Origin of the sequence: Haloferula sp. A504 (assembly GCF_044385805.1) — a bacterium.
Classification (GTDB): Bacteria; Verrucomicrobiota; Verrucomicrobiia; order Verrucomicrobiales; family Akkermansiaceae; genus Haloferula.
On record NZ_JBISBU010000010.1, the window covers coordinates 67,504 to 93,201 of the forward strand.

The following is a 25,698-nucleotide window of genomic DNA, read 5'->3' on the forward strand; positions in this document are numbered from 1 at the left end:
GGCCGATCATTTCGAGGGGGTCCGTGAAGCTTGGTGAGCAGAGCGAGCCGTTTGAATGCGGGAAGCCGACGATGTCGGCGGCATCAGTCTGCGAGCGGAGTGAGCGAAATCGGCATGGCGTCGCCGCAGGCGAGGCAATCTGGCCGCCCCGACCACCATTCTTGGCGCTCCGCCAGATTTGCCGTCTTGAAAATGGGGGTGACGGACCCGGGGATGGCTGTGGGCTGGGAGTGTGAAAGCGCTCGAACAAATCCGACGGAACGCCATTTCTCACGGATTTTCCGCGGCGTAGGTGGCCCAGGCCCTGCGGGTGATCCGGTGCGACAGACTCTCGGCGGGGGTTTCCTTCTCCCGGGGAGTGGAAAGCGTCCGGAGGTCCCCGGAGGTGGAAAGCTCGGAGGCGATCAACTTGTAAGCGGCCCTGAGAATGGCCTGGCGGATGATGTCGGGATCCGACGGAGGATCGAGCGGCACCGAGGCCGGCGGGTCGTCTTCCGCTCCCGGAGGAATCAGGGATACCCTCAGGACGGGCGGATCCGATTCGTCGGCCCGGACCTTCGCGCTGAACGCAATGCTCCGGTCGGCGGCGGATTCGAGGATTTCGCTCGCCTCGGCGGCCGCACGACGGGTGAGTTCGACCCGGTCTTCCGGCGTGTCGACGACCAGTCCGACCGCCGGAGCCCCTTCGGGAACCTCGGCCGGCGGCGGCATCGAGGCCCGGATTCGTGCGATCGCCCTCACCGCGACCTCGAGGTCCTCCGGGCTGGAGTCGGCCAAGTCGATGACCCGTTCCCAGGTGACGCGGGCCCAGGCGAGGTGGGCGTCTGATTCGAGCCGCGAGGCAAGCTCGATGAAGGAGCCTGCCGGCAGGTCCAAGCGCTCGGCCCAGGCGTCGATCGGTGCCTCGGAGGTGGGGTCCGAGATGTCGATCAGGGGCGGCTTCGGCTTCACGGGCTCGGGTCCCGGGGGCGGGGGTGGGGCCGGTTCGGGCGGCTCTTCGGAATCGGCTCCTTCCAGCACGAAAAGGTCGGACGGGCGGATCAGCTCCGAAGTCGCCCGCAGTTTGGCGGTTTCGATCTCGGTCGCGGTGGGCTCGCGGAGGAAGTCGTGGTGCCGCGTGCCCAGCCACCAGGTGATCCCGATGACGAGCGGGATCGATAAGATGACCACGATGAGCGGAATCCTTCGCATCAGGAGGGAGCGTGGCGTGTCCCGACGGCGTATCCAAGTGGAGATGACGGCCGGGGCAAACAAAAAGCGCCCGGGGTCATGGACCGCGGGCGCTTGAAATCGTGGGTGCGACCGGTCCGATCAGGCGTCGGCGCTCTTCACCAGAGTGGCCTTCTTGCCGACCCGCTGACGCAGGTAGTGCAGCTTTGCCCGGCGGACCTTGCCGCGGTTGGTCACCTCGATCTTGGCGATGCGGGGCGTGTGGACCGGAAAGACCCGCTCGACGCCTTCGCCGTAGGAGATCTTGCGGACGGTGAACGACTGGTTCACACCCGAGCCGCGCCGGGCGATCACGATACCGGCGAAAATCTGGATCCGCTCCTTGCCGCCCTCGACCACGCGGGTGTGGACCTTGACGGAGTCGCCGACATTGAAATCGGTGACGTCGTCCTTCATCTGCTCTTTCTCGATCTTGTTGATGATGTCCATGGTGGTCCTCCTTGCGTTGAAAACGGCCCCCGCGGGCGGGGGCGGGAGAACTAGGTGAACTCCCGGTGCTTTGCAATCGCGAAATTGTGGCTTTCCCGCGATTTTTTCAAGCTCCGCCGTAAACGGCATCGGGGTCAAAGGAGCGGCCCTCTTCGGTCAGGGTGAGGGTGCCGTCCGGCCCCTCGATCCGGCGATAGAAGCAACCAGAGCGTCCGGTGTGGCAGGCGCCGGCACCGATCTGCTCGACGAACATCACGATCGCATCCTGGTCGCAGTCGGTGCGGATCTCGCGGACCTTCTGCACGTGTCCCGAGGTCGCTCCCTTGTGCCACAGCTCCTGGCGGCTGCGCGACCAGTAAACGGCCTCGCCCTTTTCCAGCGTCATCCGCAGCGACTCGGCATTCATGTAGGCGAGCATCAGCGGTTCGCGGGTGGTCGCATCGAGGGCGACCGCGGGGATCAGGCCGTCGCTGTCGAACTTCGGGGTGAAGTTCAGGCCTTCTTCGACCTGCTTCTTGTCGCCGCGGGCAGGAAAGGGGGTGTCGCTCATGGGGCGGCCTGTAGCGGCTGGCGGGGTGGCGATCAAGCCTTGGCGGGATTTCAGGTGGCGGGAGGCGGTGGAAAAGAATCTCTCCCGAAAAACATTCGGAATCGGTGCCGATCCCGCGTAGGCTCTTCCCGGCGCCTGCCGCGGGCAGGCATGGGCCGTTTGCTTGGTGAGCGGGGGGAGAGCCTCCGGTGTCGGGTTGAAGCGCTGTGTCCTGTGGTTCCTTCGGCAGGCCGGAACACTGAAGAAACATGATGAAGATATTTGTAGGAAACCTGAGTCACAACACCACCGAGCAGGAGCTTCGCGAAGCCCTGGCCGAGCATGAACCCATCCTCGAGATCCGGCGTCCGCTGGACCGGGAGACCGGAAAGCCGCGCGGCTTCGCCTTCATTACCTTCGCCACGCCGGATGCCGGGATGAAGGCGATGGAGACCGTCAACGGACTCAAGCTGGGAGGCCGCGAACTGCGTGCCGATGAAGCGGAGGACCGTGGGCGCGATGAGCCGGCGGCACCGCGCCGCCCCCGCGTTTCGATGAATGTCGAGGTCGAGCGCGTGGATGATCGTCCGATCGGGCCGGACGGCAAAAGGGTGCGCTACAAGGCGATCTGATCGCGCCGGATGCCGCCGGGCCCGAGGATTTGCGGTGGTCAACCGCGTCACTTCGGTTCATACGGCGCGCCATCCGATGAATGAACTGACGGTGATCAAGGCCGGGACCGGGGTGTTGACCCGGGTCGAGGATGGCACGCTCGATGGCGCGGCGCTGGTCCGCTTGGTGACCGCGATCGCCGGCCTCATCGAGGATGGCGAACGCTGCGTGCTGGTCAGTTCGGGCGCGGTGGGCGCCGGCGTTTCCGCCTTCGGGCTGACCGGCTATCCCGATGAGCTGGTCACGCGCCAGGCCTGTGCGGCGGTTGGTCAGGCGCGGTTGATGCACACCTACGAAAACCTCTTCCGCAACTTCGGTCTCTCCGTCGCCCAGGTCCTTCTCGCCGGAGCCGACCTCGGCAGCCCCGACCGGGCGGAATACGTTCGCAACACGCTGACCCGCCTGCTGGCCACCGACGGCATTCTGCCCATCCTCAACGAGAACGACTCGGTCGCCGTCGAGGAACTCCGGGTCGGCGACAACGACATGCTTTCCGCCCGGGTGGCCCGCTTGCTGGGGGCCCGACGGCTGATCCTGCTGACCAGCGTGGATGGTCTGTTGGAACCGAGTCGCAACGAAGTGGTCGCTGAAGTGACCGACCTGGCCACGGTCGAAGGGTTCGTCCGGGAGGATCAGGGTCGGTTCTCGATCGGGGGAATGGCCTCGAAGCTGAAGGCCGTGCAGCTTGCCGTGGAATGTGGTATCGAGACCCACATCGCTCACGGACGCCATCCGGAGCGCCTCGCGGGTATTATCGCTGGTGAACCTGGGCTCTCGACACGGTTTCTCGTGAGATAGAAAATGCTGAAATTTGCCGATCTCTTAAGACCAATGATTTCAGAAGAAATTCACGAACAAATTGAATTCATGGCCAGGCGGGCTCGGGCGGCCGCGCTGAAGCTTTCTCAGCTCTCGACGGACGGGAAGAATGCGATCTTGGCCGCGATGGCGACCGGACTCCGCGAGGCGACTCCGGCGGTGTTGGCGGCCAACGCCAAGGATCTTTCAGCGGGCGGGGAAAAGGGCCTGGCCCCGGCCATGCTCGATCGGCTCCGGCTCGATGAGGCGCGTGTCGAGGCGATTGCCGGCGGAATCGAGCAGGTCGCCGGGCTCCCCGATCCGGTCGGCCAGGTGATGGAGTCCTGGACCCGCCCGAACGGCATGCGTTTGGAGCAGGTGCGGGTGCCGATCGGGACCATCGGGATCATTTTCGAGAGTCGTCCCAACGTCACCAGCGATGCCGCGGTGCTCTGTCTCAAGGCGGGCAATGCGACCATCCTCCGCGGGGGATCGGAGGCGATCCACTCAAACCGGGCGATAGCCGAGGCCTTGGCGTCGGCGGGCGCTGCGGCCGGCATGCCCGACAATGCGATCCAGCTTGTCCCCTTCACCGACCGTGAAAGCGTGACCGCGCTGTGCAGGATGGAGAGGTGGCTCGACGTGATCATTCCGCGCGGCGGTCGGGGCTTGATCGGAACGGTCGTCTCGCAGGCCCGCATGCCGGTGATCAAGCACTACGACGGCATCTGCCACACCTATGTCGACGCCGCCGCGGACCCCGACATGGCGGTCCGGATCGCGGTCGATGCCAAGACCCAGAAGCCCGGCGTGTGCAATGCAATGGAAACCCTGCTCGTTCACGAGTCCGTCGCTGCCGGTTTCCTGCCGCGTGTCGCCGAAGCACTGCGCGCCAAGGGGGTAGAACTCCGCGGCTGCAAGCGGACGCGGGCGGTGATCGACTGCCAAGCAGCGACCGAGGAGGACTGGAGCACCGAATATCTCGACCTGATCCTCTCGATCCGGGTGGTCGAGTCGCTCGATGAAGCGGTGGCGCACATCAACAGCTACGGATCCCACCATTCCGAGTGCATCGTCACCGGCGACGAGGGCGCGGCGTCGCGCTTTTTGTCCGCCGTTGACTCGGCGTGTGTGTTCCACAATGTCTCCAGCCGCTTTGCCGATGGTGAGGAGTTCGGGTTCGGGGCCGAGATCGGCATTTCCACCGAGAAGCTGCATGCCCGCGGACCGATGGGGCTGAGGGAGTTGACCAGCTATCAGTATCGGATCCGTGGGGAAGGGCAGACGAAAGGGGGCGAGGAGCCATGATCGTTGACGCGTTTCCTGCCAGTGGCATGACCGTCCTGGTCATGGGCGGCCGAGGCCCGGAGCGAGTGATCGATTTCCATTGGGGCAGGTATGGCGCGCCTGGCCCATTCATGACCGGGACGGTCATGCCACTGGTAGGTGGGAGATGTCAGTTGGGTGGAGCTGTGTTCGAGGCTTGGCGAAATCCAAATCGGGGGTAACTGGAAGCGTGGGCAGTGGCACCATTCAGGACCCGGAGTACGTGCGCGAGGCTTTCGCCCGCATCGCGGACCGCTACGTCACGACCAATCACGTGCTGAGTCTCGGCACCGACATCCTGTGGCGTCGCAAGGTCGCGCGTATCGTCCGCGGCTGGAAACCGGAGCGGGTTCTGGACATCGCGACCGGCACCGGGGACCTTGCGCTGGAGATCCAGGACGCCTGCCCGGACGCCGAGGTGATTGGCAGTGACTTCTGCGCGGAAATGCTCGAGCACGCCAAGGCTCGGGGTCTCGCCAAGACCCTGGTGGCCGATGCCTTGGCGCTGCCTTTCGAGGATGAGTCCTTTGATGCGGTGACCGTCGCCTTTGGCCTGCGGAACATGGCGAGCTACCCCGATGCCTTGAAGGAGATGCACCGCGTGCTGCGTCCGGGCGGGCACCTGCTGGTTCTCGATTTTTCGCTACCGGAGGGGGTGCTGCGCCGACCCTACCGGTGGTATCTGCACCGGGTGCTGCCGAAGCTCGCCGGGTGGCTCACGCGCCAACCGGACGCCTACGAGTACCTGGGCGGCTCGATCGAGGAGTTCCCGATGGGCGGGGAGATGACCCGACTGATGGATGAATGTGGGTTTTCCGAAACCGAGGCCTGCCCGCTGACCTTCGGTGTCGCGAGTATCTATACCGGGCGACGGTGACCCCTCAGCGCCCGCTTTCCATCGACGTCACCGACTCCTCCCGGGCAACTCAGCGAACTCCGCGTCGGAAGCGGCCCGCAAGAGGGCGGGATTGCTCCCTTTACGGGCTGGCTGGACGAGATCGCGTTGTGGAAGCGGCCTCTGACGGCAGTCGAGGTCGCGGCGCAATATCGCTCGGCCAGGGGAGAGGAAGCTCCGGAACCTTCGCGGGCACCGTCGCCTGGGAATCCCCGGTGAGTCTGCGCCAGGCGTCCATCGACTTCGCGAGGTGGACCGTGGCGGGTTGTTTGATCGCGTAGCATTGGAGGCCGACCGGGCCCCGGTAGCCGATCTCGTCGAGCAGCTTGAGCATCTGCGAAACCTCGAAGCTACCCTCGCCGAGCGGACGGATCAGGCGGTCCCAGCCCATGGCTCGCGTGTCGCCGGTGTCGGCACCGTTGATCGAGACGAGCTTCAGGTGGGGAGCGGCGGCGCGGATCGTCTTCTCCAGATCGGCGGGGTCGCTCTGCTTGAGGAAATGGCAGAGGTTGAAGGAAACACCGAGGTTCTTGCGCTCCACCTGGCGAAGCAGGCGCAGGCAGCTCGCGACGGTGTCGGTGTGGAAGTTGGTGTGCGGGTAGAGCACGACCTCGAGCCCGAGTTCCGCTCCGAGGTCGCAGACCTTCCGGATCGACGGGACGACGATCTCGTCGGTCGAGCGACCATTGACCGCCAACCATACCTTGGTCTCGCGACCCTTGAGCGCCTTGAGCTCGGAGACGACCTTGTCGGGGACCGGGCAGCTTGTGGCGTTGGCATTCAGAACCAGATAGGTGGCGCCCAGCTTGAGTCCGCGCTGATCGAGGGCTTTGAGCATCCGGGCGTGATTGCCAACGCGACCGACCAGTCCGTCGTAACCCAATTCGGCGAGAAGAGCGGCCTGCTTCTCCGGTGACTTTAGGTCGGTGAGCCCGTTGTCGAAGGCGAAGAAACTCCGGGCGAACAGAGCGTGTGTCAGCAGCAGGGTGATGGTGAGGATTATCTTCATGTTAGAGTTTCCAAGGGGCTCGATAAGTGCCGGTCAGCAGCGTGTTGACATCCGTGTCGTTGGTGAATCGCTCGGTCTCGGGATCCCACTCCAGCCGTTTGCCGCGTTGGATCGCGATGTGACCGATCTGGCCGATGGAGCAGGTCCGGTGACCGATCTCGGCGTCGGCCATCGGCTTTGTACCATTGCGGATCGCGGAAATGAAGTCCTCCTTGTCGCCGCGGGTCGGCACCCGCTTGTCGGAGTCCTTGAGCTTGATGCGCAGCAGCTTCGGATCGCTGGCCTTGAGTCCGCCCTGGCTGTGCCAGTGCGCCTGGATCCAGCCCTCGTCGCCCTCCACCCGCAGGTAGGGAACGTCCATCTTGTAGTCGAGGCTGACGCCGTCGGCGTATTGATAGTGCAGCTCGAAATCGACGAGGGTGTTCCACAACGAACCCTCGGGCGGGAAGCTGCCATTGCCTTCGACGGATATCGGGCCGCTGCGTTCGCTGCCGTTGATCAGGCTGGCGACATCCAGGAGGTGGGTGCCCCAGTTGGTGACAATGCCGTCGCCGTAGTCGAGGATGCGCATCCAGCCCGGGCGACCGTTGTGGGCTGTTGGATGGACGCGGTCGACCGTGTAAGGGGCCTGCGGTGCGGGTCCGAGCCACATCTCATAGTCGAGGTGGTCGGGCACCGGCATCGGTTTCGGATCACCGAAGCCGTCGCCTTTTTCGCGGGGCACACCCACTTCGAAGCGCTTGAGTTTGCCGAGGTAGCCGTTGATTGCGAGGTCGGCGGCTTTCGTCATGTAGCCGTGGGACCGGCATTCCGAGTCGGTGCGGAAGACGACGCCCTTGCGCTTGACGGCATCGGCAAGAACCCGGCCCTCCGCGAGATACCGGGTGAGCGGCTTCTCGCAGCTGACGTGCAGGCCCTTCTCGACCGCGGCCAGCGAAGTGATCACGTGCCAATGGTCGGGGGTCGAGTTCATCACGGCGTCGAGTCCTTCCATTTCGAGCGCCTCGCGCCAGTCGGTGAATAGCTTGCAGTCGCGATTGCCGTAGGTCTGATCGATCTTCGTCTTGGTGACCTCCGCCCGCTTGCGATCGACGTCGCACACGGCGACGATCCGGACCTCGGGCAGGCCGAGCAGGGTGGGGAGGTTGGTGAAGAAGGCCTGCCGCCCGGTCCCGAGCATGAGCAGGTTGATCTGGTTCGAGGGGGATGCCTTGCCCAGCAATCGGGATGGGATGATCAAGGGCAGGGCGGCGGCCCCCAGGCCACCGATGACGCGGCGGCGGCTGATCAAGGAGGCTTTGGAGTCGGTCACGGTCAAGCATACGCGGCCCCGACCGGATTCCTCGCAGAAGCCCGGAGGTTGTGTGAAGTACCCCTCCATCAAGCCCGATGGGTTGAACGCAAGGGACGGGGTTTCACGGGAATGGACTCGGAGCCGGCGTCGCCCCTTCCTGAGTCTCCACCGAGGGAACGAGCCACCGTCGCAACATTGTGTCGGTGGATCGGATTGGGTAGGAATCCACGCAATGAGAAACACATGGAGCCTGGTTTTTTGCTTCCTGATCTCCGTGCTGACATCCGCTGCCGACCGGGTCGCGCTGTGGCCGGAAGGAAAGATCCCGAATTTCCAGGCCCGGCAGATTGCGGCCACCACCCAGGAGGCCGCCGTGCCGGGATTCAAGGCCGCGGATCACGCCATGCCGCACCTCGATTGGTACGAAGCGCCGGCGGAGAGGAACGGGGCATGCATGCTGCTCATTTCCGGTGGCGGCTACCAGAACTGCTGCGATGGGGTGTGGATCGACCGGGTCGCCAAAAGGTTCACCGAACTCGGGTTCGTGTGCGCGAGCCTGACCTACCGCACGCCGCGTCCGCAGGGTTTGCCGATCTACCAGAGCGCGTGGGAGGACGGTCAGCGCGCCGTTCGCCTGGTGCGCAACGACGCGGCCAAGCGCGGCTTCGATCCGGAAAAGATCGGCGTGCTTGGCTTTTCCGCCGGATCTCACCTGGCGGTTCTGCTTGGCACGAGCGCACTCACACCGGCTTACGGGCCGGTGGACGAACTCGACCAACTGCCCTGCCACATCAACTGGGCGGTGCCCATCTACACGGCCTACGCGCTCACGGATGGCCTCACGGGTCCCAATACACGCGATGGGGATGCGATCGATGTGAAACTAACGGACGCGTTCAAGTTCGATGCCAGAACTTGTCCGATGGCACTCTTCCATGGCGGGACCGATGTCTATTCTCCGAATGGCTCGACGCAGATCTACCGTCAGCTTCGGCGGATGAAGATTCCGGCCGAGCTCCATCTCTTTGCGGATCGCGGCCACGGTTTCATGGGCAACCCGGACAGGGGGGAGGACGGCGCCGCCTATGACCACTGGCTCGACCGGATCCCCGAGTTTTTCCGCCAGATGAATTTTGACGGGCGTCTCGGTGCGGAAGTCGACCTGATGACCCGCTATCCGAACGACGATGCACGCGGCGAGCATCACAAGGAGCCGGTCTGGCCGGAAGGCCGGATGCCGGATGTGCAGGCCAAGCAGTGCCAGCCCTACCTCGAGTGGCACATGCCCAAGGATCGCGCGACCCAGGCGATCCAGATCATCTATTCGGGTGGCTCGTATCAAGGCAACGATCCGGACGGATTCGAAGTGGCCCCTGCAAGGCGATACCTGAACGAAAAGGGCATGACGGTCGTGACGATGAAATACCGCACACCCCGTCCGCAGGGGGGGCTGGCGAAGCACACCACGGCGTGGCAGGATCTGCAGAGGGCCGTCCGGATCGTTCGGAGCAAGGCCGCGGCGAAAGGCCTCGACCCGGACCGGATCGGCATCATGGGATCCTCGGCCGGGGGACACCTGACGCTGATGGGCGCGACCAGCTCGAAGCGCCGTTCCTACCGGCCGATCGACGACCTGGACAAGCTTGCCTGCAACGTCCAGTGGGCGGTCGCGATCTACCCCGCCTATGCGCTGACAGATGGTGAAAACTCCCACAATGCGACCGGCGGAAACGCAGACGATGCCCGGCTTGCTCCGGAGTTTTCCTTCGACCTGGCGACCTGTCCGATGCTGTTCCTGCACGGCGATGCGGACGGCTGGGCCGCCATGAATTCGGTTAAATGCTGGGAACAGCTGCGCCGGATGGGCATCCAGTCGGACCTTCACACACTCGCCAAACGCGGCCACTGTTTTCAGAGAAAGGCCGCCCCGGGCACCGGCAGCTACACCTGGATGGATCGCATTTGGGAGTTCATGAACCACAAGGGGTTCAATCGATAGGCTCGCTGGTGAACGTGGGTGTTGCCCGCCCTTCTGGCCGCGGCCCGATCAGCCCGGTCGAGGAGCTGAAGAACGGATAACGCTGAGCGCTGAAGGATCCGCCCGTTCGAGCTGGTGGCTGGGCGTGCCCATGATAGGATGCGCACAATCAAACAGATTCATGGATATTACCAACAAGACCCGGAAGCCATTGAGCGTGCCCCTGCCCGGGGGAAAGAAGCTCTTTCTCCAGGCGGGAAAGACCGGCCAGATCAATCCAAAGGCGCTCCAGCATCCGCCCCTGGCCAAACTGATCGAGGCCGGAGACGTGGAAACGGGGGCCGCGGGTGCCGGGCGCAAAGCCCGTGGGGGAAGCGCCTCGTCCGGTCCGGCAGTCGGCACCACCAGTGGTGGCAACAAGGGTGGCGGCGGTGCCGCGCGTCAATCGGGTGACCGGTAATGCCTGGCGCACTCCTCCCCCGACTGCCTGAGGTTTGCTTGTGAAGGGGGGCTTTGGGCACTCTCTATCGTTGCTGCCCGTCAGCGGCCTCCCCAGTTCTTGTTCGGTTCGGGGCCGAGCCAGAGCTCGAGTTTGCCGCCCTTGGCGAATGCGGTGTGGGGGAATTGGAAGGTCTGGAGCGGCATGCCGTTGAGGCTGGCCTCCTGGATGTAGACGTTCTCCGGAGTGTTGTCATGGGTGACGATGCGGAACTCCTTGCCGGGGTAGTAGCGCGGGTCGAGTTGGATGACGATCTCGTCGAACTCGGGCGTCGTGATCTCGTACATCGGTTCCTTTGAGCAGGTGCCGCGCAGGCTGAAGAGGCCGAGTTTCATCAGGGCGCTGACGCCGCCCATCTGGCCCTGGTCCTCGTCGTGGCCGCCGTAACCGAGACTCGGGTTGGTTCCGCCGTAGGCCTGCTGGCTGACCCGCCGCACCCAATACTGGCTCATCCACGGGTAGCCGACGTGGCTGAAGACGTGGGCGTTCGAGCAACCGGGCTGGTTGGCGTAGCTGACCTTGCCCTTGCCGTAGGAAAAGACGAAGTCGGAGTCGGCCTCTTCCTCGAAGGCCTGGTTGAGCTTCTTCATCAGTGCTTCATTGCCACCCATCAGCTCGGCGAGTCCGGGGATGTCGTGCGACACGCCGAAGGTGCCCTGCCAGTCGTTGGCCTCGACCCAGCGCCCCTTCAACAGGTTCGACTCCGGGTCGTGGAACCGCTTCCAGCAGTCGATCCACTCCTGCCATGAGGCGGCATCCTGCGGGTGGCCGAGTTCCTCCGCCATCTGCGCGAGCGCCCAGTATTCGAAGGCACCCTGAACCGCGACGCCGAGGCGAGGTGGATCCACCGAAACCTTCTCGGGAAGCTGGAGCGGATGGCTGCGCTTCATCGCCTCGTAGGCGGCCTGAGCATTCACCTTGGTCAGCAGGTTCTTCTGCCAGGTTGCGGTGATCAGGCTGGTGGCCGGGCAGCCGGTCATGATGCCGGTGTAGCCGCCGGCCGAGGGCCCGCGGGGCAGGCGGCCGCCGTCGTTCTCATTCTGCACCAGGCAGGCGGCGAATTCATCGAGCAGCTCCGGCCACCCGAGGCCCCAGAGGATGTTGAGGTTCCACATCGTCAGCCAGTAGGCGTCGGAGTTGTACATGTGGAACTTCGGCTTTCCCTTTTCGTCCATCGGCACGGTTCGCACCTTGAGGGCGGGTTCGCCGGGTGCCCGCGGGCCCATGTAGCTCGGGTAGTCGCCGCTGACGTCATCCAGCTTGTGGCGTCCTAACAGGACATGCCAGAGGTCGGTGTAGAACTTGACGCGGGTGTCCTCGGGGCCGCCCTTGACGGTGATCTTCCCGAGCCACTCGTTCCAGATCTCACGCGACTCCTGGCGCACCTTGTCGAAGTCCCAGTGCGGGCATTCCACCTCGAGGTTCCTGCGGGCGTTTTCGAGGCTGGTGTAGGAGATGCCGATCTTGAACAGGAGTTCGTCGCCGGGCTCGGCGTCGTAGGACAGTGCGACGCCGGCCTGCTCCTCGGGGAGGTTGCGGAGGACGTATTTCGAAAGGGCCTGCGCGTTGCCTTCGATGATCCGTCCTGCCGGCACCGGGTTGGCGAACTCCTTGAGATTGGAGAGCTTTTCCCCGGCACCCTTCCAGCCGTCCATCCGCGTGATCGGGCGGTTGAAGTCGATGACGAAGAACACATGGCTGAGCTTCGGGCCGCCCCAGATCCGGTCGGTCATGCCATGGGAACCCTCGACGCGGGTCGGGCTGACGAGCTTTGCCTTGCCATCGACGTAGCTCACGTTGCCGACAAAGCCACCGAGTGAGAGCAGGAGCTGCGGGTCGGCGGAACCTTCGTGCTTGAGGCGGTAGAAGGCGACCCGGTCGGTGGTGCTGTACTCGACCTGCGTCTGGTAGCGGTCGAGGAACAGCTTGTGGTATCCCGGCTCGATGATTTCGGTCTCGTGGGAGAAGGGGGATTTCCAGCCCTGCTCGCCGAGGTTCGGATTCACATCGCCGCTCACCGGCATCACGTTCACGCCCGACATCATCCAGTTGCGGATCTGGGCGAAGCCGAGGATCTCGGTGCTGTTGTAGTTGTAGCCGCCGCCGAGCTGGTTCTTGTTCCGGGTGTAGGCGCCGGCGCTGACCATGCCAAAGGGACGGCTGCCCGGCGTGCAATAGAACCAGCGTCCGCGGCCGGTCTCTATGGTCGGATCGACGTGCGAGACGAGGTCGGTGAGCTCCCGTTTCCGGACTTCCGGCTTCGCCCCGGGATCATGATAGAGTTCGAGTTCGGAGATGCCAATCTGAAGCCCGACCCCGTCGACGCAATGCAGGGTCATGCGGGTGACCTCGCGCGGTTCGAAGACCACGGTTCTGGGTGAGCCGTCGTTCGGAACCGCCCAGACCTGGACCTCGGAGCCGTCGCTGAACTTCAACTGGCAGGCTGCCATGTGTTCATCGGCTGAGGGCCGGTCGTAGATCACCACCTTGTTCATGGTGCGGGGTTGGTCCCAGGACAGTGTCACGGTCGGCCGGGCGATCCCGCCCCACACGCTGAACTGGCCCTGAACGAACCACTCCTTTCCGTTGTCGGTTCCCTTGAGGCCGTCGGTGAGGCTCTCGAGATTCTGGCCATTGCCCTCGAGCGTCGCCAGCGGAGCGAGATTCTGTGCGGCGCTGCAGGCGACCGTGACGGCGAGTGAAACGGCGAGAAGTCGGGTTGGCATGGCGGTCATGGCAGATAATCCTTTTCGATGTCCTCAAGCGAACGCCCTGCGGTTTCGGGCATGAATTTCCAGACCATGAAGATCTGGGGCAGGACGCAGGCGGCGAAGATCAGGAACATCGCCGAAGCGCCGAGTCCGTCGCGGAGCGTGGGCACCAGTTGGGCGACGAGCCAGTCGCTCGACCACATCGTCAGGATCACGATGGCCACGGCGTGCGAGCGGATGTGGGTGGGGAAGATTTCCGAGGCGAAGATGAACTTGATCGGCCCGAGCGAGAACGCGAAAAAGGCGACGAAGCTGCAGATCAGGAGGATGAGCAGCGACTTGTTCCCGCTGCCGAAGCAGGCGCTCATGCCAATCAGGCAGGCGATCACTCCGATGGTGCCGATCTGCAGCAGTCGACGGCGTCCGAGCTTGTCGACGAACAGCACGGCGACAATGGTGAAGATCATGTTGAAGAACCCGATCACAGCCATGCCGCTGAAGGCACCATCGGGGTTCAGGCCGGCCTCCTTGAGCAGCGAGGTGCCGTAGTAGAAGACGGTGTTGATGCCGCTTAGCTGGGCGAAGGCCGCCAGCAGCATCGCGATGACCAGCGGCTTGCGGTAGCGCGGGGCGAAGACATCGATGAAGCGATGCTGGTGGGAGTCCTCCGATGCGATCGTTTGCTCGATGGCCGAGAGTTCCTCGTCCGCTCCGGTGGCGAAAATCCGCTTGAGCACGGTCCCGGCCTGCTCGCCGCGCCCCGCCTTCACCAGCCAGCGGGGGCTTTCCGGAAGCATCGCGGCGAGGCCGAGGAAGAGGGTGCCGGGGATCAGTTCGGAGGCGAACATCGTGCGCCAGCTTTCGTTGACCAGGAACCACTCCATGAAGCCGCCCGGAGTCGCGCTGTCCCCGGCACTCGAGGACCAGCGGACGATGCCGAGGTTGTTGAAGAGCGCGATCATGATGCCGGCGGTGATCGCGAACTGGAACAGCGTCACGAGACGGCCACGGAGGTGCGCCGGGGAAATCTCCGAGATGTAGAGCGGGCAGATCATCGCCGAGATGCCGACGCCGAGGCCGCCGAGCCAGCGGGCGAAGACCAGGAGTTCGATGTGGGTGGCGAAGGCACTGCCGACGGCGGAGAGCCACATCAGGACGGCGGCCAGCAGCAGATTGCGACTGCGGCCGAAACGGTCGGCCAGCCAGCCGGCGAGCCCCGATCCGATGACGGCACCCAGCAGGCCCGAGCTGACGAAGAAGCCCTCCATGAGTGGCGAGAGCGTGAACTGGGCCTTCACCGCATCGGTGGTGCCCGAGATCACGATCGCGTCGAAGCCCCACAGCAGGCCGCCGAGGGTCGAGGCGACGCAGATGAAGATGAGGAAGGGGAGGTTGGGGCGGTGGATCGGCCCCGCGGCGGAGGGAATGGTGCTCATGGGAGGTGCGGCCTGTCAGGTCCTGACGAAGGCCTTGAGGGTGGCGCACTCGGTGCCGACCGCCTTGCCGTGCGGGCGGATCGTGTAGGATCCTACGGCGGCGGGGACGATGAAGGTCTCGGCATAGTGAACCACAAACGGCGCGAATGCTCCGGTCGGGCTCTCGACGACGGCCTCGCGGCCCTCGATCAGGTTGAGCACGTTCACGCCGCCGCCGGTGTGGTGTTCGACGGTGCCGGTGAACCAGTGACGGCGGGTTTCGATGAACTCGAGTTCGTGGAGTCCGGTGCGTTCCTCGCGCCAGCCATCGCCGGAGGCGACCGGCTCGATGCGGTTGACCAGGTTCTCCTTCGCCCAGCTCTCGTCGCGCTCCCAGCGGATGTTCGCGATGCCGCGCTCGATGTTGATCGGGCGGGGGAGTCCGTCGAGGCCGAGGCGGCCCCAGTCCCACAGCTTGAAGGTGAAGATGTAGGGCGTGGCGCTGATCTCGAGGACCATGCTGTTGCGGCCGCTGCAGTGGCAGGTGCCCGCCGGGATTAGGAAATGGTCGTGCTTCTTCGCCGGGAAGCGGGCGACGAAGCGCTCGTCGTCGAAGGTCTTCTCCCCGCGCTGGGCGGTTCGCAGGTCGTCGATCATTTCCTCCGGGTCGACGCCCTCGCGCAGTCCGAGAAAGACCTCCGCACCCTCGTCGGCATCGAGGATGTAGTAGGACTCGTCCTGGGTGTAGTGCATCCCGAAGTGGCGTTGGATGTAGTCGGTCAGCGGGTGGACCTGGAACGACAGGTTGCCGCCGTCCATCGTGTCGAGGAAATCGAAGCGGATCGGGAACTCGGCACCAAAGCGCGAGAAGACCCTTTCGCCGAGCAACTCCCGCGGCTGGTGGAAGACGACGTTGATCGACGGGAGTTCCATCACGGTCCCGTCGAAGTCGAGCAACAGGCTGTTTTCCTCGGGCACGCAGTCGAAGCACCAGGCGAAGTTCTCCGGTTCCGGGTCGAGGTCGCAGACCTTCCGCATCCACTGTCCGCCCCACGGGCCGGGATCGAAGAAGGGAACCACCCGGAAGGGTCGCCGTGCGGCCTCGAGCAGTCCTTCGCGAACGGCCTCACCCGAGGCCATGCGCGGGTCGCCCGGTTGGTGGGTATCGAGGACGAAGTCCCATCGATCCATCAGCTCGCGCTTGAGTTTGTCGCAGACCCGCCAGTCGGTGAAGAAGGCTCGCTTGTACTGCAGGCTCCATTTCAGCCCGCGGTTCTCGACGCCGAGGTTGGAGATCTCGTCGCGGCGCATCCGCAGCTGGGCCTCCCAGCGCGCGAGGTCGGCGTAGACGAGCAGGTCGCCGGGATGGATCAGGCTGGCACCGGGGCCGATGAGGATGACGAGGGCGACCTCGGAGTGCCCGATCCGCTCCTGCATCGAGGTGATCTTCTCGGGATCGAGGAAGTCCTGCATCCGCAGGCGGGTCAACCAGCCGAAGACCGGGTCATCGCCACCGTTGAAGGGGGCGACGCGGCGGTCGATCTCTTCGCCATCGTGAAACGCCTCGTCGCTCTGCAGGAACAGCGCTTCGGGAAAGGCGCCGGAGAGCGCCCGGGTGATTTCGTCGATGAACACCCCGCTGTAGCACTCGAACGTGAGGACGGTGCGGCGAGCCTTGCGGGTGTCCATCGCCTCCTTGAGGCGGGTGGTCACGGCCTCCCATCCGCGGAGGCAGCAGCCGGGAACTTCCACCTTCGGAAACTTGTCGTAGTTGGGGGTCACCGGCTGGCGTGGTTCCAAATCCATTCGCATCCGATCAGTGCGGCGTGGTCGCCAAGGGTGCCGGCGACAATTTCCACGGGACCCCCGGGCTGGATCGCGTGGTCACGGACGAACCGCCGCACCGGCGGCAGGATGATTTCGGCCGCCGCCATGATGCCGCCGCCGATGACGACTCGCCCGGGGTCGAACGCCTGGATCAGGTTGAGGGTGAGCGCGCCCCAGGCTTCGAGGGCGTGGTCGCGGATCGTGCAGGCCAGCGGATCGCCCTGGGCGGCGTGCGAAAACAAGGCCTGATAGTCGACTGGGGACACGTTCGACAGAGAACTGGCGCCGAATTCCGGATGGGCGGCAACCCGCTCTGGCAGGGCCCAGGTGGCGACCTGTCCCTCGGTGCAGCCGGGAGCCACGCGGTCACTGCCCGGAGAGCCGAGATGAGTGATGGAGAGTCCTCCCAGGGTGCCCGCCATGCCGGTCCGGCCGCGGACCGGGTATCCGTTCTGGATCACGCCCGTGCCGATGCCGGTGCCGAGCGTGATCATGACCAGATCATCGGAGCCCTTGCCGGCACCCGCCTGCCACTCGCCGATGGCCGCCGCCCGGGCGTCGCCATCCAGCAGTAGCGGAAGCCCGAACCGCTCTTCCGCCCGTGAGCAGAAGTCCTCATCGGTCACGTCCTCGAACTTGCCGAAGGCCCGGGTCGCCCGTCGCAGACCGGGATCGATGATGAGTGGCAGTGCCCATACCATGGCGTCGATCGCTTGCCGACGGACCCCCGACGTCCGGCACAAGTCGGTGACGGCTTGATCGAGCGTCGGGAACCACTCGGCGCTCGGGAGATGGGCCATCGAGTCGACCACCGTTGAGGCGACGACACATCCTTCGTCAATCAAGCCCAGCTTGATCCGCGTTCCACCGAAATCTCCCCCGAGGATCACCTCGCCTGAGTAGGGGGGCTGGTGGCTTGCTGCAATCCGAATCGGGTGTCACTGAAAGTGGTGGGCATGGCCGGGACTTGCCGGCCGCGAGGCGTCCCCCCTCTAGAGTGCGGCGATTCATCGCCGCTTTGGCGAAGCATTTCAATGCGAGCCGGGCCACCGGCGATGAATCGCCGCACTCCAGATTTTCCGGAGGCTCGCCATCCGGGGCGGAGTGAAGCCGGGGAGCAAGGGAGGGACACCGGGCGTGAAACGTCCGGCCGCGGACCGCTGCTTCGCGGTCACCCCAACCGCTCTGCCCACCACTTTCAGTGACACCCATCCGAATCCCCGCGTGAGTCGTCGAACCCATGCTGTTGCGGCGTTGCGCTATTCCGAGAAGAGCGTGTGGAAAGAGCGGGGGTCCCGGCCCCGTTGAATGTCCCGATGATCTTCCGGTCCCGAGGCGTCATGGCATCGCTTCTCGTGCTCTGCTCCGGGGTGTCACCGGGTGCGACGGTGGACCACGAGGAACGTCTGGTCGAACTGCGCGGGAGTCTTGAGCGGACGGCGGAGTTGATCGACGGGGCGGCGGGCTACGCTGCGGAGGCCGGACGAATCGACCTGCAGGTCGCGCGATGGTTTGCGGATTACATCGAGTGGGAGCTGGAGAATCCCGCGCTGATGAAGCAGGCGCTCGTCGGCGACTGGATCTTCCACGGTGATGAACCGCCCGCTCCCGAGGTGGCGGCCCAACGTTACCGGGAACATCTCAAGCGGGAACTCGACGGGGCATTTGCACTGGTGGAGCAGGCCGCCGCGCGGTTGACGGCACAGCGTGATTGGCCTGTGACCTTCAGGCCGGACTGGGAGCGGATGCGCTTCGCCGACGGCTACTTCCGCATGGGCGATCGTGCCGTGTTTCCCGGTGGCTTCAACATGATCCGCAAGGAACTCGTCGACCTCTCGCTCCATCCAGAGCAGGCGCGGGAATCGCGTGCGAGGCTCGACCGCTTCCTCGACGAGATGCGTGAAATGGGCGTGGGGGTCATCGAACACGGGGTGTCGCTGCCCCAGTTCATCGGTCCGGATGGAGGCTTCCGGCAGGAGCTGCTGGACACCCATGTCGAGCAGATCCGGGGCTTCGCCGCGAAGGGATTCAAGATCAACGTGCTGTTCCACTGGGGAGGGGATGCGGAAGTTCTCGAGCGTCGCTGGCCGGGCATCACGAGCTTCCGGGGGAACGGCGTGGCGCTCGACATCGACCACCCCGGGACTCGTGAATTGATTCGGGAGATCGGTGGCAGGGTCCTTCCGGTACTCGGCGGGCTCGATGCCGTCGTGGCCTGGGACATGGCGAATGAACCCTTCTTCAGTATGGAGGAGTGGAGCCCCCATGGCGTCGGTAAATACCGGGAATGGCTGCGCGAGCGGCACGGGACGATCGAGCGGTTGAACGAACGGTGGCGAAGCGGATTCGGAACTTTTGAAGAAATTCCCCCGCCGAAGACCAGTCAGCCGGAGTCATGCCCGGCCGGCGAATGGTTCGACCGGGTGAGTTTTCACAACCACCGCGTGAGTTCGTTCTTCGGCTTTTTCAGCGGGGTGATTCGCGAACACGTGCCGGGCGCGGCGGTTCATTTGAAGTCGCAGGACAATTCCAGCCTCGGACCGATGCCAGACGCCGTCGGCCACGGGATCGATCGGGAGGCGTTGACGCCTTTTTGTCAGATCCAGGGGCTCGATACGCGTCCGCTGCCGGTGACCGAACCCCGGATGGCGGCGTCGGACTACGACGAGGAACCTTACGCTTTTCACTGGCTCGGGCAGTCCTTCACCTACGACTACCTGACCTCGCTGCCGCCCTCGCGCCCGATCGTCGACTTCGAGTATCACGCCTTCTCGATCAACGCGATCCGGATCCCGGACCTGCCGGTCGATCACGGACGGGCAACCCTGTGGCTGGCGCACCTTCACGGGCTGATCGGAAACATGGCGTGGTATTGGCACCGCCGGTGGGGACCAGACCCGTTTCCGAAAAAGTATTTTCACTGGTGGTTCCGCAGCAGTCTCTCCACCCAGCCTTTGGCAGCGGCGGAGTATTTCCACACGATGCTCGAATTGAATGCCTTCGGTCCCGAGGTCGAACGCCTCGCGGGTGTGGAGGAACGCCCGGTCCGGTTGCTGGTTTCCAAATCATCCTATATCCACGACCAGGCGCACATCGACGCCCTGCACCGGGTGTATGAAGGCAGTTGTTTCCACGGTCTGCGGATCGGTTTCGTGACCGAGGACAAGCTGGAGGCCGATGGCGTGCCGGAGGACTGCCGGGTGCTCATCATCCCGAACGTGCGCCATCTTTCCGGAGAGGCGTTGGCGGCCCTGAGAAGAGCGAAGGAGGCGGGGCATCGCCTTTTGAATTACGGAGACAGGACTCCGTTGCTGGATTCCTACGGTTTTCCTCATCCGGTTGAGGCGACGGATTTTCTGAGCACGGAGGCGTCGGTGGAGAAGGGCTCGGCGGAGGACGTCTCCCGAAGGCTGGGGCGGGAGCTGGAGCACGTATTGAGCGGGCGGCCCCTGCGGGTGCAGCGGACGGATCTTCCGGGAGCTTTCGGGGTGATGCACCGCTTCGTCCGGGAGGATGACGGCCTGCTGATCCTGCTGGTCAACGTCCTCGATCAGTCCGTCACGGTCCGCCTCGAAGCCGACGGGAGTTTTCATGATCGCGGATCCGATGTCCTCAATGGCGAAGAGATCGGCTGCGACGGTATCAACCTGCCGGTCCGGAGCGTGCGGTTGATCCGCTTGCCGGTTCGGAGTTTTGATCCCCCGGTCCGGTGAGCTGCCGACAGACGCCTCAGCCGTCCCGATCCGCGGTCACGGTGTTGGAACAGGCTTCACCGCATTCGAGCTGACTCAGGTTGGCCAGGGTCGTGCGGGCAATCTGGGTCAGGGCGTTGCGGGTGAAGAAGGCCTGGTGGCCGGTGATGAGGACGTTGGGAAAGGTGAGAAGGCGGGCAAAAACATCGTCCTGCAACACCGTGGTCGACTGGTCCTCGAAGAACAGACGATCCTCCTCCTCGTAGACGTCGATGCCGAGGTTGCCGATCTTGCCGGACTTCAATCCGGCAATCACGGCGGTGGTGTCGACCAGACCGCCGCGGCTGGTGTTCAAAAGCGCGACTCCGTGCTTCATGGTAGACGAGATCGTGTTCCTTCTGCCGGTTGGCGGCATCGAGGAATTCCTGATCATACGGTTTGGTGCTGAAAACGGTGATCCTCATGACCTGATGATTTGATCGTCGCCGTGCGTGTATCAGAGCCCAGCCGTGGGAGGTAAGCTTGAACCACCAGTTTCCCCGGATCAACGGCAGGGTTCCCGGGCCGATGTGGAAGCGATTGAAGAATGGTTTCCGGATCCCAATCGACGGCCCGAAGCGGCTTTGTTACGGATGGCTGGTGATTGTTTCGATCCTGCTGACAACGCTCGGCTTCGGTCTCCTGTTCTGGGGCGCGGAGTGGTTGGTGAAGGGCGGTGCCGGTCTGGCGCTTCGGCTGGGCCTGACCACGCTTGTGGTGGGCCTGACGGTGGTCGCCTACGGCACTTCTTCGCCCGAGTTGCTGGTGTCGTTGAAGGCGGCATGGAGCGGTCAACCGGGGATCGCGGTGGGCAACGTCGTCGGCTCGAACATCTTCAACATCGCGGTGATTCTCGGATTGGCGGCGGTGATCCGGCCGGTGAAGGTCGAATCCGAGGCGATCCGCCGCGACGGGCCGGTGATGGTCGGCGTGAGCCTTGCCGCACTGGCGGTGCTGTGGGACGGAAACGTGTCCCGCTTGGAGGGTGCCTTACTGGTGGTGGCGAGCATTTTCTACACGGTGTGGATCGTTCGTCAGGCACGGCTCGAGCGGAGGGAGTCCGGCGCGGGGAAAAGCCCGATTCCGGTGGGTCGGGCGGTGCTCTATCTGGTGATCGGGCTGGGGCTGCTGGCGGCGGGCTCGAAGCTGCTGGTGGACCACTCGATCGTCATCGCGCGGGCCCTGGGTGTTTCGGAGGCGGTCATCGGGTTGACGATCATCGCCGCCGGGACGTCGATGCCGGAACTGGCAACCTCGGTGATCGGAGCCTTGCGGGGCCAGTCGGACATCGCGCTGGGAAACGTGATTGGGTCCAACATCTTCAACGTCCTTTTCGTCCTCGGCCTGGCGTCGGTCATCCACCCGATCGTCGGGGCGGGCGTGCGGCCGGTCGATCAGGCCTTCCTGCTCGGGACGGCGGTCTTGCTGTGGCCGATGATGCGCAGCGGCCGGGTGGTCGGGCGGCGGGAGGGCTGGATCCTGCTCGCGGCCTACGCCGCCTATCTTGCAGTCATGTGGCCGCGGGGGTGAAGCCTGGCTCGGCGCGTTGGGGATGCCGGAGGAGGGAGCGGGCGGGGCTCGTTCAGGTTCAGCCCGGTTCGGGGTTGATGCCGGGGCGCGGATCGGGGAGAAAGGGCGCGGATGAAGATCTTGGTGGTAGGAAAAGGAGGGCGCGAGCACGCGCTGCTGCGGGCGTTCGATGAGTCGCCGGAACCGACGGACCTGTTCTGTTTCCCGGGAAGCGACGCGATCGCGGAAATCGCGCAGCCGGTCGAGGTCGATGGATTGGAGGCCCTGATCGAGTGGATGGGCGTCAACGACATCGAGCTTTGCGTGGCCGGTGAGGAGAGCTACCTGGTCAAGGGCGAGGGGCTCGCCAATCTCTGCGAAGAAGCGGGCATCCCCTGCTGGGGACCGCACAAGCAGTCGGCGCAGCTGGAGGCTTCGAAGGAGTTCGCCAAGCGTTTCATGGAGCGACACGGCATTCCCACCGGGGGTGCGGTCGCGGCGGGAAGCCTGGCGGAGGCCAGGGCCGCGATCGGCGGGCACTATCCGGTCGTTCTCAAATTCGATGGACTCGCCGCGGGAAAGGGCGTCGCGGTCTGCCTCGAGGAATCCCAGGGTGAGGCCTTTCTCGACGAGGTCTTCGTCCAGAAGCGCTTCGGCGAAGGCCGGGTGTTGGTCGAGGAGTTTCTCACGGGGCCGGAGGTTTCGATTTTCGCCGCAGTGGTGGATGACGAGTATCTCATCTTCACGCCGGCCCGGGACTACAAGCGGATCGGCGAGGACGACCGGGGCGACAATACCGGGGGCATGGGGGCGGTCGCGAGCCGGCGGCTGATTCCCGCCGCGACGCTGGAACGCATCGAGCAGGAGGTGGTCGCTCCGACGGTGGCGGGGCTGCGCTCGGAGAATCTTCCCTACCGCGGCTTCCTTTACTTCGGCCTGATGCTGACCCCGGAGGGTCCGAAGGTCATCGAGTACAACTGCCGCTTCGGGGATCCGGAGTGCCAGGCGGTGATGCCGCTGGTGAAGGGTGATCTGGCCGGCTTCTGCCTGGGCGGCGCGCAGGGCGAGTTGCGTTCCGATCTCCTTACCTTCGACGAAGGCTGGAGCGTTTGCGTGGTGCTGGCCTCGGCCGGCTACCCGGCGGGTTCGCGATCGGGCGATGTGATTACCGGCCTCGATGCGATCGGCGACGCGCGGGTGTATCACGCGGGGACGAAGCGCTCCGGAGACGACTGGCAGACCAACGGCGGCCGGGTGCTGGCCGTGGTGGCGGGCGGCGTGGATCGCAAGGCCGCGGTCGATGCGGCGCACGTGGCCGCCGACCAGGTCCGCTTCGACGGGATGCAGCGGCGTCGCGACATTGGAATCCTTCACTTTGAAACGACATGATCCGGGGACTGGATGCGAGCGAGATGGCGGCCGGCGTCGACCGGCTGGCCGAAATGATTCTGGCGGGCAGCGCGGGCCGGGCGATCGCCCTGGTCGGGATCCGCAGCCGGGGCGACGAAGTGGCCGAGCGCCTGCGCGACAAGCTGGCGGCGAGCGGAAAGGAAGTGGACTTCGGCACGCTCGATATTTCGCTCTACCGCGACGACTACGAACACCTGCGGGAGAATCCGAAGCTGCAGGGCAGCGACATCACCTTCGAGGTCGATGGAGCGGAGATCGTGCTGGTCGACGACGTGCTCTTCACCGGGCGAACGATCCGCGCGGCACTGGATGCGATTTCCGACTACGGCCGTCCGGGCCGGGTCGAGCTGGCGGTGCTGATCGACCGGGGGCACCGGGAACTGCCGGTCCAGCCGGACTACGTCGGCATCCCGCTCGAGACCGATCGGCATGATCACGTTCACGTCTCGCTGGCGAACACCGACGGCGAGGACAAGGTCGAGATCCGCAGCAGGGAATGAGCCCGCTTCCCGAACGCCGAAAGACCGCCGAGGAACTCGCCAAGCTGCGGGAGTCGCTCGGGATTTCGGCCGACGGCCCGCCGCCCGATGCGCCAGGGGTGAGGAGGGAGGAGCCGGCACCCGGTTCGGATGAGGTGGATGAACTCAAGGCGGCGGTATTTGAGCAGCCGGATCCGGCGAGGGATGCTTCGTGGCATGACCGTCCCGGTCATGGATCAGAGGAGTTGGAAGTGAGTGGAGAGGCAAGGGCGTTGCCGGACGAACCGCCCATGACCGGGACGGTCATGCCACAAGCGGGTGAAGCGTCGCATTTGGAGGTCAAGGAGGATGAATCGCCCGTGACCGGAACCCCGCCTCCGCACTCTCTCCGGAAGTCCGCAAGTCTGGTGGTCGATCAGCCGAAGCCGGTCCGGCACCGGCCGGATGGATCGCTGCCGGCGCGGCGGCACACCGATGAGGAGCTGATGCGGCTGCGACGGATGGACGCGGGGCCGGCGGTCTCTCCGGTCGAGGCCCTGGCCCGCCGGACCGTCTCGGTGCCGGTGATGATCCTGTTCTACCTCCTCGCGCTTGCGGCGGTGGCGCTGTTGATCATGGAGAGCCTGTGGTTCTCGAAGGCGCAGCCTTTCGACCTGCCCTTCGAGTGGCTCGGCCAGGCGGTTCAGGCGGACTGGTACGGAACCGCCATCATGAGCGCGATCGGCGGGATCAGCGCCGGGGTGCTGCTGATCGCCGGCTGGGTGGCGTGGCGTCGACCGCTGTCGCGGCATCACGCCGGCTTCATGACCATCATCGCGGTGCTTGTCCTTGTCTTCGGAACCCTCTATTTCTTCCCCGAGCTCCATGGCGCGTAAGGATCTTCTCGAACTCGCTTCTCTCTCCCGTGAGGAGATCGACCGGATTCTCGACGAGGCGGTGCCCTTCAAGGAGCTGTTCACCCGCTCGGTGAAGAAGGTTCCGGCGCTGAAGGGCAAGTCGGTGCTGATGCTCTTCTACGAACCCTCGACGCGGACGCACTCGTCCTTCGAGGTGGCGGCGAAGCGCTTGTCGGCCGACGTCACCAACTTCGACGTGCCGCATTCCTCGGTGGTGAAGGGCGAGTCGGTGCGGGAAACGGTCGAGACCCTGCAGGCGATGCGCACCGACTACATCGTCGTGCGCCACAGTCGCAGCGGGCTGCCGGGGATGATCGCGCGCCATACCCGGGCCAGCGTGGTGAATGCCGGCGACGGCGCCCACGCGCACCCGACCCAGGGGCTGCTCGATGCCTTCACGGTCAAGGAGGTGTTCCCGGAAATGGCGGGCCGGCGGGTGCTCATCGTCGGCGACATCCTGCACAGCCGGGTCGCCCGCTCGACCAGCACGGTGCTGCGGCGGCTCGGAGTCGAGGTGGCCTATCTCGGTCCCGGATCGCTGGTGCCCAAGGCGACGCCCGAGGGAGTCCGGCGTTTCACCGACTACGGCGAGGCAATGGCCTGGGGGCCGGATGTCGTCTATCTGCTGCGGGTCCAGATGGAACGCCAGGACGTCCAGTTTTTCCCGAGTCTGCGAGAGTATCACCGCGTGTATGGCGTGACCTGCGAGCGGTTGAAGGAGCTGGCGGACAAGGGAATCTGGCTGATGCACCCCGGACCGGTGAACCGCGGCGTCGAACTCTGCGACGAGGCGATGGACTACGAGCGGAGCCTGATCAACCGTCAGGTCGAGAACGGCATCGCCGTGCGGATGTCGGTGCTTTACTCGCTGAAGCCGGGGAGTGGCGCTTTGGAAGCGCCATAGCGGGGCCGGGCGATCTCTGATCGCAGAGGAGACGCGCTTTTGTGCATGGCGGTCGGGCGTTCCATCGCAGGCGGTCTGTTTCGAAGCGGCTGAAAGCGGCCGCGCCCCGGCATGGCGCATGGAAGGCGCCACTCCATAGCGTTCCATAGCGCTTGCG

At 64.8% G+C, this 25,698-nt stretch carries 21 protein-coding genes and 1 pseudogene; 12 read left to right on the forward strand and 10 right to left on the reverse strand.

Annotated features, from left to right (window positions below):
- Positions 1 to 270 precede the first annotated feature (270 nt).
- The 3 genes from ACG2LG_RS07275 to hisI all read right to left on the reverse strand — a co-directional run bounded on the left by ACG2LG_RS07275 (position 271) and on the right by hisI (position 2,209).
- A complete protein-coding gene (locus ACG2LG_RS07275) occupies positions 271 to 1,191 on the reverse strand; it encodes a hypothetical protein (protein ID WP_396257680.1) in 921 nt (306 codons plus the stop codon).
- Between the two features lie 120 nt (positions 1,192 to 1,311).
- A complete protein-coding gene (rplS, locus tag ACG2LG_RS07280) occupies positions 1,312 to 1,659 on the reverse strand; it encodes a 50S ribosomal protein L19 (protein ID WP_396257682.1) in 348 nt (115 codons plus the stop codon).
- A gap of 106 nt (positions 1,660 to 1,765) precedes the next feature.
- Entirely contained in the window at positions 1,766 to 2,209 is a 444-nt protein-coding gene (gene hisI, locus ACG2LG_RS07285; RefSeq protein ID WP_396257684.1) for a phosphoribosyl-AMP cyclohydrolase, read from the reverse strand.
- Positions 2,210 to 2,457: 248 nt separating this feature from the next.
- On the opposite strand from hisI, the gene ACG2LG_RS07290 reads away from it, so the two are divergent.
- The 4 genes from ACG2LG_RS07290 (at position 2,458) to ACG2LG_RS07305 (ending at position 5,861) form a co-directional block, all read left to right on the forward strand.
- Positions 2,458 to 2,820: an RNA recognition motif domain-containing protein gene (locus ACG2LG_RS07290; RefSeq protein ID WP_396257686.1), complete on the forward strand. Its 363-nt coding sequence runs from the start codon at positions 2,458 to 2,460 to the stop codon at positions 2,818 to 2,820.
- A 76-nt stretch (positions 2,821 to 2,896) separates the two neighbouring features.
- On the forward strand, positions 2,897 to 3,658 hold the full coding sequence (gene proB / locus ACG2LG_RS07295) for a glutamate 5-kinase (protein ID WP_396257687.1): 762 nt from the start codon (positions 2,897 to 2,899) through the stop codon (positions 3,656 to 3,658).
- A gap of 33 nt (positions 3,659 to 3,691) precedes the next feature.
- Positions 3,692 to 4,966, forward strand: a complete 1,275-nt coding sequence (locus tag ACG2LG_RS07300; protein ID WP_396257689.1) for a glutamate-5-semialdehyde dehydrogenase — start codon at positions 3,692 to 3,694, stop codon at positions 4,964 to 4,966.
- A 175-nt stretch (positions 4,967 to 5,141) separates the two neighbouring features.
- Complete coding sequence (locus tag ACG2LG_RS07305) at positions 5,142 to 5,861, forward strand: ubiquinone/menaquinone biosynthesis methyltransferase (protein ID WP_396257690.1); 720 nt, start codon at positions 5,142 to 5,144, stop codon at positions 5,859 to 5,861.
- 100 nt (positions 5,862 to 5,961) lie between these two features.
- On the opposite strand, the gene ACG2LG_RS07310 is transcribed toward ACG2LG_RS07305, so the two are convergent.
- Positions 5,962 to 6,888, reverse strand: coding sequence for a sugar phosphate isomerase/epimerase family protein (locus ACG2LG_RS07310; protein ID WP_396257691.1), 927 nt, complete (start codon positions 6,886 to 6,888; stop codon positions 5,962 to 5,964).
- 1 nt (position 6,889) lies between these two features.
- On the reverse strand, positions 6,890 to 8,200 hold the full coding sequence (locus ACG2LG_RS07315) for a Gfo/Idh/MocA family protein (RefSeq protein ID WP_396257693.1): 1,311 nt from the start codon (positions 8,198 to 8,200) through the stop codon (positions 6,890 to 6,892).
- 256 nt (positions 8,201 to 8,456) lie between these two features.
- Between ACG2LG_RS07315 and ACG2LG_RS07320 the strand changes: the two genes are divergently transcribed.
- Positions 8,457 to 10,181, forward strand: coding sequence for an alpha/beta hydrolase (locus tag ACG2LG_RS07320; protein WP_396257694.1), 1,725 nt, complete (start codon positions 8,457 to 8,459; stop codon positions 10,179 to 10,181).
- A gap of 160 nt (positions 10,182 to 10,341) precedes the next feature.
- The gene (locus tag ACG2LG_RS07325; RefSeq protein ID WP_396257695.1) at positions 10,342 to 10,620 is read left to right on the forward strand and encodes a hypothetical protein; all 279 of its coding nucleotides are present in this window, start codon (positions 10,342 to 10,344) and stop codon (positions 10,618 to 10,620) included.
- An 80-nt stretch (positions 10,621 to 10,700) separates the two neighbouring features.
- Here ACG2LG_RS07325 and ACG2LG_RS07330 read toward each other — a convergent pair whose 3' ends face one another.
- From ACG2LG_RS07330 to ACG2LG_RS07345, 4 genes are read right to left on the reverse strand one after another with little or no spacing between them, the layout of a single operon-like run.
- Positions 10,701 to 13,394, reverse strand: a complete 2,694-nt coding sequence (locus tag ACG2LG_RS07330) for a glycoside hydrolase domain-containing protein (RefSeq protein WP_396257696.1) — start codon at positions 13,392 to 13,394, stop codon at positions 10,701 to 10,703.
- Positions 13,391 to 14,806 carry a sugar porter family MFS transporter gene (locus ACG2LG_RS07335; protein ID WP_396257698.1) on the reverse strand — a complete coding sequence of 472 codons (1,416 nt, stop codon included), beginning with the start codon at positions 14,804 to 14,806 and terminating at the stop codon, positions 13,391 to 13,393. Before ACG2LG_RS07335 ends, ACG2LG_RS07330 begins: the two co-directional genes overlap by 4 nt.
- Positions 14,807 to 14,821: 15 nt before the next feature.
- Complete coding sequence (locus tag ACG2LG_RS07340) at positions 14,822 to 16,591, reverse strand: class I mannose-6-phosphate isomerase (RefSeq protein WP_396257700.1); 1,770 nt, start codon at positions 16,589 to 16,591, stop codon at positions 14,822 to 14,824.
- On the reverse strand, positions 16,564 to 17,457 hold the full coding sequence (locus tag ACG2LG_RS07345) for an ROK family protein (protein ID WP_396257702.1): 894 nt from the start codon (positions 17,455 to 17,457) through the stop codon (positions 16,564 to 16,566). Before ACG2LG_RS07345 ends, ACG2LG_RS07340 begins: the two co-directional genes overlap by 28 nt.
- A gap of 495 nt (positions 17,458 to 17,952) precedes the next feature.
- Here ACG2LG_RS07345 and ACG2LG_RS07350 point away from each other — a divergent pair, with 495 nt between their 5' ends.
- Complete coding sequence (locus tag ACG2LG_RS07350) at positions 17,953 to 20,325, forward strand: beta-galactosidase (protein WP_396257704.1); 2,373 nt, start codon at positions 17,953 to 17,955, stop codon at positions 20,323 to 20,325.
- A 16-nt stretch (positions 20,326 to 20,341) separates the two neighbouring features.
- Here ACG2LG_RS07350 and ACG2LG_RS07355 read toward each other — a convergent pair.
- Positions 20,342 to 20,680 (reverse strand): annotated as a pseudogene (locus ACG2LG_RS07355) (NAD(P)-dependent oxidoreductase); the annotation flags it as partial.
- A gap of 191 nt (positions 20,681 to 20,871) precedes the next feature.
- Between ACG2LG_RS07355 and ACG2LG_RS07360 the strand changes: the two are divergent.
- The 5 genes from ACG2LG_RS07360 (at position 20,872) to ACG2LG_RS07380 (ending at position 25,541) form a co-directional block, all read left to right on the forward strand.
- A complete protein-coding gene (locus ACG2LG_RS07360) occupies positions 20,872 to 21,873 on the forward strand; it encodes a calcium/sodium antiporter (RefSeq protein ID WP_396257706.1) in 1,002 nt (333 codons plus the stop codon).
- 111 nt (positions 21,874 to 21,984) lie between these two features.
- Positions 21,985 to 23,241 carry a phosphoribosylamine--glycine ligase gene (gene purD / locus ACG2LG_RS07365; RefSeq protein ID WP_396257708.1) on the forward strand — a complete coding sequence of 419 codons (1,257 nt, stop codon included), beginning with the start codon at positions 21,985 to 21,987 and terminating at the stop codon, positions 23,239 to 23,241.
- Positions 23,238 to 23,762 carry a bifunctional pyr operon transcriptional regulator/uracil phosphoribosyltransferase PyrR gene (gene pyrR / locus ACG2LG_RS07370; RefSeq protein ID WP_396257710.1) on the forward strand — a complete coding sequence of 175 codons (525 nt, stop codon included), beginning with the start codon at positions 23,238 to 23,240 and terminating at the stop codon, positions 23,760 to 23,762. Before purD ends, pyrR begins: the two co-directional genes overlap by 4 nt.
- Positions 23,759 to 24,616, forward strand: coding sequence for a hypothetical protein (locus ACG2LG_RS07375; protein ID WP_396257712.1), 858 nt, complete (start codon positions 23,759 to 23,761; stop codon positions 24,614 to 24,616). The genes pyrR and ACG2LG_RS07375 overlap by 4 nt, the downstream gene beginning before the upstream one ends.
- Positions 24,606 to 25,541 (forward strand): aspartate carbamoyltransferase catalytic subunit, encoded by a 936-nt coding sequence (locus ACG2LG_RS07380; protein ID WP_396257713.1) that lies wholly within the window; start codon positions 24,606 to 24,608, stop codon positions 25,539 to 25,541. The genes ACG2LG_RS07375 and ACG2LG_RS07380 overlap by 11 nt, the downstream gene beginning before the upstream one ends.
- Positions 25,542 to 25,698: the final 157 nt, after the last annotated feature.

Coding starts and splice junctions, on each gene's coding strand:
- ACG2LG_RS07275 (WP_396257680.1), bottom strand. CDS start 1,191: ATGCGAAGGATTCCGCTCATCGTGGTCATCTTATCGATCCCGCTCGTC.
- rplS (WP_396257682.1), bottom strand. CDS start 1,659: ATGGACATCATCAACAAGATCGAGAAAGAGCAGATGAAGGACGACGTC.
- hisI (WP_396257684.1), bottom strand. CDS start 2,209: ATGAGCGACACCCCCTTTCCTGCCCGCGGCGACAAGAAGCAGGTCGAA.
- ACG2LG_RS07290 (WP_396257686.1), top strand. CDS start 2,458: ATGATGAAGATATTTGTAGGAAACCTGAGTCACAACACCACCGAGCAG.
- proB (WP_396257687.1), top strand. CDS start 2,897: ATGAATGAACTGACGGTGATCAAGGCCGGGACCGGGGTGTTGACCCGG.
- ACG2LG_RS07300 (WP_396257689.1), top strand. CDS start 3,692: ATGATTTCAGAAGAAATTCACGAACAAATTGAATTCATGGCCAGGCGG.
- ACG2LG_RS07310 (WP_396257691.1), bottom strand. CDS start 6,888: ATGAAGATAATCCTCACCATCACCCTGCTGCTGACACACGCTCTGTTC.
- ACG2LG_RS07325 (WP_396257695.1), top strand. CDS start 10,342: ATGGATATTACCAACAAGACCCGGAAGCCATTGAGCGTGCCCCTGCCC.
- ACG2LG_RS07330 (WP_396257696.1), bottom strand. CDS start 13,394: ATGACCGCCATGCCAACCCGACTTCTCGCCGTTTCACTCGCCGTCACG.
- ACG2LG_RS07335 (WP_396257698.1), bottom strand. CDS start 14,806: ATGAGCACCATTCCCTCCGCCGCGGGGCCGATCCACCGCCCCAACCTC.
- ACG2LG_RS07340 (WP_396257700.1), bottom strand. CDS start 16,591: ATGGATTTGGAACCACGCCAGCCGGTGACCCCCAACTACGACAAGTTT.
- ACG2LG_RS07350 (WP_396257704.1), top strand. CDS start 17,953: ATGGCATCGCTTCTCGTGCTCTGCTCCGGGGTGTCACCGGGTGCGACG.
- ACG2LG_RS07360 (WP_396257706.1), top strand. CDS start 20,872: ATGTGGAAGCGATTGAAGAATGGTTTCCGGATCCCAATCGACGGCCCG.
- purD (WP_396257708.1), top strand. CDS start 21,985: ATGAAGATCTTGGTGGTAGGAAAAGGAGGGCGCGAGCACGCGCTGCTG.
- pyrR (WP_396257710.1), top strand. CDS start 23,238: ATGATCCGGGGACTGGATGCGAGCGAGATGGCGGCCGGCGTCGACCGG.
- ACG2LG_RS07375 (WP_396257712.1), top strand. CDS start 23,759: ATGAGCCCGCTTCCCGAACGCCGAAAGACCGCCGAGGAACTCGCCAAG.
- ACG2LG_RS07380 (WP_396257713.1), top strand. CDS start 24,606: ATGGCGCGTAAGGATCTTCTCGAACTCGCTTCTCTCTCCCGTGAGGAG.